Source organism: Elusimicrobiota bacterium (genome assembly GCA_040757695.1).
GTDB lineage: Bacteria > Elusimicrobiota > UBA8919 > UBA8919 > UBA8919 > JBFLWK01.
The window spans coordinates 1-7884 of record JBFLWK010000090.1; the positions used below are offsets into that span (position 1 = coordinate 1).

Consider the following 7884-nt stretch of genomic DNA (forward strand, 5'->3'; position numbering starts at 1 on the left):
TGCTTGACTTAACTATTCATAGGAATTGTTCAGGTTTCTTGTGCATCCCTGTTTTACAGGGTTATTCCATTTTTGTCAATGAACAATATGTTTCAACATTTATTAGCAAAAATTTGCCAAACTACAGGTATTTATTTTGATAGTTGCTCTTATTCTTGTTATTGTGCTAAGCCAAAAATCTATATTCTCACCTTATTATAAAATAGAGGTAATAGATAACAATGTAATAGTTAACGGCGTGCCACATCAGCGAATGCAGAATACGGATACAATTGATACCACTTTTTATGGAGTTCTTTATAGAATAATAAAACAACCGAAACGAGTTTTGATACTCGGCGCAGGCACAGGAAATGATGTCGCAGTTGCGCTAAAAAATGGTGTCCAGGAAATTGATGCAGTAGAGATAGACCCTGTGATTTTAAATATCGGCAAAAAGCATCCGAATATTCCATATCAGGATAAGCGGGTTAAAATAATTAACGATGATGCAAGATCTTTTCTTAAAAAATCCAACAAGAAATATAATCTGGTTATTTTTGCACTTCTGGACTCATTGACGGTATTTTCTCAGTTTTCGTCCGTTCGGCTTGAAAATTTTGTGTTCACTACTGACTCATTCAAAGAGGTTAAAGAACACCTGACAGACGATGGTGTTGTGGTTATATATAACCTGTTTAGAAAACAATGGATTGTAGACCGTATTGCCAAAATGCTTGAGGAGGTTTTTGAACACAAATCAGTTATATATAATCTAACAGAAATGGAGAATTTTGCTATGATGTTTAACGGGAATGGTCTCAAGAAAATGAAATTTCCTGAATTGCAGTCGTTATCTTCCCAACAGCAATTCAAACCCAGCATACTCAAGAATTACAACATAAAATCTACAACGGATAACTGGCCTTTTTTATATCTTAAAAAACCAACTATTCCAGGTCATTACTTATTAGCGATCACTTTGATATTACTTTTTTCTTGTGGGCTTATTTATTTATCTTCCGGTATTTCTTGCGGAATAAAGGGGGGAATAAATAATCATTACTTTTTTTTAGGTTGCGGGTTTATGATTCTTGAAACATCCGCAATAGTAAGGATGGCACTGCTTTTGGGCTCTACCTGGCTTGTAAACTCTATGGTTATAATTGCTATACTGATTATGGCATTTTGCTCGTCGTATTATGTAAGATTATTAAAACCAGACGACAACAGGAAGTATTATCTTTTTCTTTTCCTGCTTATTATTGCGAATATCATAGTTCCGCTTAAAACATTTCTCGGATTTCCATACTATGTAAGAATTGTCTTATCTTCGTTGTTGCTTTTTCTTCCGATATTTTTTTCTGGAATAATTTTTGCAACCTCGTTTAATAAAACTCCAAATCCTGCAGAGGCATTAGGCTCAAATCTTATAGGCGCAATGTTCGGCGGTTGTCTTGAATATATTTCGTTAAAATTCGGGTATAGTTCGTTATTTGTTGTATTATTATTAGCATATCTTATTTCAGTCAAAGAGTTCAGCTGGAATGTAAAAATCGTACAACGAGCGATAAATTATGACAAATTCTAAAAAAATACTCATTATACTGGGTAGCGTTATTGTTATATGCTTATTTCTTGAGTTAATTTTAAAGATAAACAAAATTTTTCAGAAAAAGGATAAATCTATAAATTATAATATGCTTGCGACTACAAGTAATGGATTGCCATTGACTACAAAAAAAGTTGGAATAAGATTATTGTTAAATCCTTTTATGGTGTATAAGAATATGCCAAAAGGCCATAGATTATCTCCAAAGAATTCAATTATTCCAAAAATTAATTCACTTGGATTCAGGGGTGAAAAAGAGGTCTCAAAGAAAAAACATAGTGATTCTTTTAGAATAATTGTAATTGGCGGCTCTGCCGCATTTGGTGAAGGTGCAAGTAGCGATAATACAACATGGGAATATATTCTGGAAAATAAACTGAATAATAGAAAAAATCTGCTTAAAAAAGTAGAAATACTTAATGCTGGAGTAATTGGATATCTCTCAGGACAGGAATTAATTTATCTTGTTATGGAATTGATTGATTTAGCACCAGATTTGGTGATTGTGTATAACGGCTGGAATGATTTTTATGACCATATTAAGTGCCAGAGAAAAAATGGTTTATTTGGTTTTAATAATACCTTTTTTGAAATAGAAAAAAGATTGCTCAAAAATTTTAAGTCTGAAAATAATGTAATATCCGCTTTTTGTCATTTTTTTAAATACTTAATTAATAATACCGAACTGGCAAAAAATATTCTACCGCGAATTGTAAAAGGTCCCAAACCGGAATTTATAACTCGGGAATATATTGATGCGTTTGTTAAAAATTATGGAAATAATATAGAAAAGATGAGCCGATTTTCACACGGTTACAGTGTAGAGTTTGTAGTCGCTTTTCAACCTGAATTGTATTCCAAAAATAAAAAAATGTGGACGAATGAAGAAATAAATATAGATATATCAATTCAAAAAGGCGATCCAGAGTATCGTAATGCAGTAAAAATGATTTATCCACTATTAGCACAAAAGGCGAAAGAAATATGCAGAAAAACTGGCAGTGATTTTTTGGATTTAAGAAAGATATTTGACACCGAAAAACAGTGGGTATTTGCTGATTTCGTACATACTAATGACAACGGAAATGAAATTATTGCTAAAACTTTATATGATCATTTAATCTCAAAATATAAAAATAAACTATAAAAAAGAGGAAATAGCAAAATGGGTAAAACACTTAAAATAATTGTTTCTGTATCGCTGGTTTTATTGGCTGTTTTGTTTCTTATCACAAAAGTTATAGAATATGATGTATGGCTCCATTTATCGTCGGGAAAATATATCTGTGCGAATTTTAAGGTGCCACATCTTGACCCGTTTTCTTATACTGCCTCACACCGCGAATATGTGGATTCACACTGGCTATATCAGGTTTTTCTGTATCTTTTTTACAAACTTGCGGGTTTCTTTGGATTGTTTTTGTATCAGTTACTCATAATCGGGACAATTTTTTATATTCTATTCCGAATGGTTAAAAAATCAAACTTTTATGTTATGAACGCCTGTATTTTACTGACTTTACTCATTGCTAATAACAGGTTTTTATACAGACCTGAAATGTTCTCGTATCTGTTTGCAGTATTGTTTATCTTGATTTTAGATAAATGTAGTAGCACGCCCTTGGCGTGCATTACCGTTAATGGAAGCAACCCAAGGGGTTGCAACTACAAAAGTATTTTTCTACTACCAGCACTACAAATCCTGTGGGTAAACACACACGGGTTTTTCATTTTCGGACCGATTATTATTGGTTGTTATTTTATTGGTGAACTAATACAAGGTAGACGGCACTTAAGTGCCGTCTACCCAATTTTATTGATATTATCTGTTCTGGCTTGTTTTATAAACCCATATGGATACAAACTTGTTGCTTATCCATTTTTATTACTTACTGAAATAGGCAGTAAAGCATCGCCTTATATGAAAACTATAACTGAATTAACGCCTATATTATTCACAGAAAAAGGGAATTATCGGACAGTCGCATATTTTATTTTAATAGCAGTTTCTTTTGCCAGTTTTTTTGTGGCCAAAAAGTTCAATTTTTCAAGATTTTTTGTGTTTCTTTTATTTGTATATCTCAGCTGGATTACAGAACGAAATATCGTATTTTTTGCTTTCGTTAGTTCGCTGATAACAATACTTAATTTTACAGAGATAAAAGATATTAAGATTCTTAGAGGTAATCGGCAATTAATTGCCGACTACATTTATCCTGTTTTGATGATTATTGTTTCTGTTTTTGTATCTGTTGGTGTTATCACAAACAGATATTACAGGCAGGAAAAAACAATGCAGCAGTTCGGTATCGGTATGGTGAATATTCTATTCCCGGTAAATGCAGTGGAATTTATCAAAACCAATAATATTACTGGCAACATTTTCAACGATGCGCTTATTGGCGGTTATTTTATATGGAATTGCTGGCCTGAAAGGAAGTGTTTTGTTGACGGTAAAATGGAAATTTATGGCGAAGAATTTCTTCAAGGATACAAAAATACGATTGATAATCCGAATGTGTATTGGCAGAAAATCGCTGACAAATACAAAATTGATTATGTTCTTTTGCATCCGTTATCTCCGCATTCAAAAAATATTATGAAATATCTATATAAGAACAATCCTGAATCAAGTTCAGGATGGCAACTTGTATTTTTTGATGAGTCGGGGATTGTTTTTGTCAAAGGTAGTCGGCGTTTAAACGCCGACTACATAATTAAAGAACCATCCCTCGGCAGTTATTCAAAACTGAATAAAAGCATTGCACTTTTTTCATATGCTAACTTTTACTTTTTTACAGAGCAATACCAAAAAGCACAGAATTATTATATGGAAGTTCTAAAGTATGAGCCGAATCGTGTTGAAGCGTATATCAATTTAGGCGCTATGTTTTTAATGCAAAAAAAATATGAACAGGCTAAGGGTTGTTACCTCGCTGCAATAAGAATAACAAGAAAATATGCAGAACCCTATTACGGACTTGCTATGGTTGATGTCGAAAAAGGTAAATATAAATCAGCATTGGAAATTCTGCATATCGCATTAAGAAAAAAACCTGTTTTCTTAGAAGCACAGTTTTTACTCTGTTATGTTTATCTGAAATTATGGCAGTTTGATAATGTTATAAATGAATGCAACCGAATACTAACACGCACACCATCAGACGAAAAAATATACAACCTTTTAGGTACTGCGTATTTTTATAAAAAAGAATACGATAATGCCACGGAATATTATAAAAAAGCACTGGAAATCAATCCTGATTTTGATGAAGCACGACATAATTATGAAGCATGTTTAGATAAAATGAGAGAAAAATGAAAAGATTGGTTGTGTTATTGCTTATTATCCATTTCTGTGTAATTATTTCTGCATCCTGGGAAAAAAGTGCTATATATGATGAAGCGTTAAATATATCGGCAGGATACATTCATCTTAAAACCGGAAATTTTCAGATAAACAATGAACATCTTACTTTTTGGAAAATGTTTACCTCATTCCCATTGTTATTTTTCAAGTTAACCATACCTAATGGCCTTAAAGCATATCAATATGAGATAGCGGATAAATTCCTTTATGAAAACATAATCCCGGCAGATACTATATTACATATTTCAAGAATAGTAACTGCATCAGGAGCAATTGTTTTAGGTTTTATTATATTTAAATGGTCATTTGAGTTGTGGGGGACAGCATCTGCTTTCTTAAGTTTGGTTTTATATCTTTTGTGTCCCAATATAACGGCATTTGCCGGTTTTGTAAATACCGATTTTGGTTTGACTGTTTTAATTTTTTTATCCATATACGCCTTTTGGCAATACTTAAAGTTTCCTACTACCAAAATTCTTGTAATTACCGGCATATTTTTTGGTTTAGCCCAGTCAACAAAAATAACAGCACTTTTGCTGTATCCGGTTTTCTTAATCCTTGCTGTGTATTACTGGCATAATATGAGAAAAGAACAAAATCTTAGAAACATCATTAAATCGGTTTTTGTTGTATTCATTATTGGATTTACTATTCTTTTTATAACTTACTTATTTTATGGACTGCTGAATTATTTTTATGGCATAAAACAGATTTTTGATATAACAAAAACCGGGGGCAATGTCTTTATAAATGGTAAGGTGTATCCATATGGAAGATGGTATTTTTATTTGTTTGTATTTTTAGTAAAAAATACGACTCCATTTTTAGTGTTGCTTTTCGGAATGATATTTCTGTTTATTTTGAAGAAAAATCCTCAAACAAAATTTAAAGCAATCTTTTTACTTATACTACCTGTTACTCTGTTTGTTGTTTCATCTTTTGCCAGACGTCAAATGGGCATAAGATACATTCTTCCCGTATATCCTTTTCTTTTCGTCGCCGCCGGATCAATACTCATGAATTTTGATATTAAAAAAGCGGGGATGATTATTCCTTTGATTTTGTGGATGCTTGTCAATAATGCAAGAGTTTATCCGCATTATCTAACATTTTTTAATGAACTGGTAGGTGGATCTAAGAAGGGGTATAGATGCCTTGTTTACGATTTGGATGCAGGGCAGGATTTAAAAGGACTTAAAAAGTTTTTAAAACCCGGCGATGAGGTTGTTTTATCATATTCCGGCTGTGCAAGACCGGAGTATTATGGAATTGACTGCCAGTATGCGGGCGCGGCATCCGACATCCGGTTAAACCGCAAAGTTGAAAAAATAAATTCATTGAATCCTAAAAGAGAATTGCTTGCTGTGAGTGCCCTTTTTTTGCAAATGGCGCGGACGGATAGAGGATTTGTTTATTCCTGGCTTAGAGAGTATCAGCCAATTGATATTATTGGTAACACCATTCTCGTATATGATATAACAGCGGATATTAATGCTCACAAAAATCTGGGATATACCTATATGGGATTAGGAGAATTTGCAAATGCTGAAAGAGAATGGCAGAGAATTTTAATAATAGAACCCCGAAACTTGGAGTCGCATTACCAGCTTGCAAGGATTTATGATTACCGTCAACTGTATGAAAAAGCAATAAAAGAATGTAAATTGGTTTTGGATAAAGATAAAAATTCTTATATGACATACGGTTTACTGGGACAAATTTATATGAAACAGGGTAAGTTAAAAGAATCAAAAAACTGTTTTAAAAAAGCGCTCCAAATAAACCCTGACTATCCAGAAGCAAAACGAAATCTTAATGCTTGTCTTGATATAATGAAAGAAAAATAGCTATTTATGCATAAAGCGAAACAGATTTTACCAGTTTTAGTTCTGTTTGTATTAGTATTAGTTTTTTTTTATAAGATTGTTTTTTTCAAGAAAATTTTTATTACAGGCGACCTCACCGGCTGTGATATTTTAGACCTCGCATACCCATTCAGACATTTTTTATCTCAATCGCTGAATAATAAAACTCTACCGCTCTGGTGTTCTTATAACGGTTGCGGGTTCCCTATTCACGCGGTAGGCGAGGGCGGCTTTTTTTATCCGCTAAATTTATTGCTTTTTTCGTTACTACCTCCGATAACCGCATTTAACTGGAATTTTGTAGTTACATCTCTTATTGCAGGTGTATCTTTTTATTCATACACACGATATATCGGGTTGTCGGTATTCGCCGCTTTACTCGGCTCTGTGGTGTTCACATTTTCAAGTTTTTTAGTCGGACATATACGGCATATAAATATGATAAATACTGCATGCTGGCTCCCGTTGTTATTTCTCACTCTTAAATTATTTTTTGATACGGGCAAAAATTTGTATGCTGTTTTAACCGGCGCTATCTTAGGTATTCAGATTTTAGCCGGCTTCCCGCAGGTGTTTTATTATTCGCTACTCGCCGGGTTTGTGTACTCTTTATATCTATTCATTATAACCAAAAAACAGTCCGTATCATCTCCATACTTTCTGCATTTCATATTGTTGATTCTTATTGTATTTGTGATTATGTCAGGATTGGGTGCAGTCCAGTGGCTTCCTTCATATGAAATGTTTAAGTTGTCATCTTATATTGAATTGCCGAAATGGTATGATTATTTTGGATTCAAAGACCTTATTATGCTTGTTCTACCATATTTTTACGGCAACCCTGCAGAAGCCAACTTAACAAGGGCTGATTTTATTCCTTGGGAAAGTTGTGTATATGTTGGAATAATACCGCTTTTGCTTTCAATTATTGTTACTGTAGTTTGGCAAATTTCCCATTTCTCTAATGAGAAATAGGGTGGTCTGATTCATCAGACACGCTTGCTAATAAATGCTGAGACATATTATAAAGGAACCTATAAAAAATTGACGTGAAAGCC

5 protein-coding genes are annotated in these 7884 nt (G+C 33.1%); all 5 read left to right on the forward strand.

All coding sequences use genetic code 11. The features are described from left to right. Window positions 1–136 precede the first annotated feature (136 nt). From AB1349_11640 to AB1349_11660, 5 genes are read left to right on the forward strand one after another with little or no spacing between them, the layout of a single operon-like run. Window positions 137–1570: a hypothetical protein gene (locus tag AB1349_11640; GenBank protein MEW6557982.1), complete on the forward strand. Its 1434-nt coding sequence runs from the start codon at window positions 137–139 to the stop codon at window positions 1568–1570. After that, the gene (locus AB1349_11645; GenBank protein ID MEW6557983.1) at window positions 1557–2738 is read left to right on the forward strand and encodes an SGNH/GDSL hydrolase family protein; all 1182 of its coding nucleotides are present in this window, start codon (window positions 1557–1559) and stop codon (window positions 2736–2738) included. The genes AB1349_11640 and AB1349_11645 overlap by 14 nt, the downstream gene beginning before the upstream one ends. 18 nt (window positions 2739–2756) lie before the next feature. Further along, entirely contained in the window at window positions 2757–4913 is a 2157-nt protein-coding gene (locus AB1349_11650; GenBank protein ID MEW6557984.1) for a tetratricopeptide repeat protein, read from the forward strand. After that, window positions 4910–6808 (forward strand): tetratricopeptide repeat protein, encoded by a 1899-nt coding sequence (locus AB1349_11655; protein MEW6557985.1) that lies wholly within the window; start codon window positions 4910–4912, stop codon window positions 6806–6808. Before AB1349_11650 ends, AB1349_11655 begins: the two co-directional genes overlap by 4 nt. A 6-nt stretch (window positions 6809–6814) precedes the next feature. Next, window positions 6815–7801 carry a hypothetical protein gene (locus AB1349_11660; protein MEW6557986.1) on the forward strand — a complete coding sequence of 329 codons (987 nt, stop codon included), beginning with the start codon at window positions 6815–6817 and terminating at the stop codon, window positions 7799–7801. Window positions 7802–7884 lie beyond the last annotated feature (83 nt).

Coding starts and splice junctions, on each gene's coding strand:
- AB1349_11645 (MEW6557983.1), top strand. CDS start 1,557: ATGACAAATTCTAAAAAAATACTCATTATACTGGGTAGCGTTATTGTT.
- AB1349_11650 (MEW6557984.1), top strand. CDS start 2,757: ATGGGTAAAACACTTAAAATAATTGTTTCTGTATCGCTGGTTTTATTG.
- AB1349_11655 (MEW6557985.1), top strand. CDS start 4,910: ATGAAAAGATTGGTTGTGTTATTGCTTATTATCCATTTCTGTGTAATT.
- AB1349_11660 (MEW6557986.1), top strand. CDS start 6,815: ATGCATAAAGCGAAACAGATTTTACCAGTTTTAGTTCTGTTTGTATTA.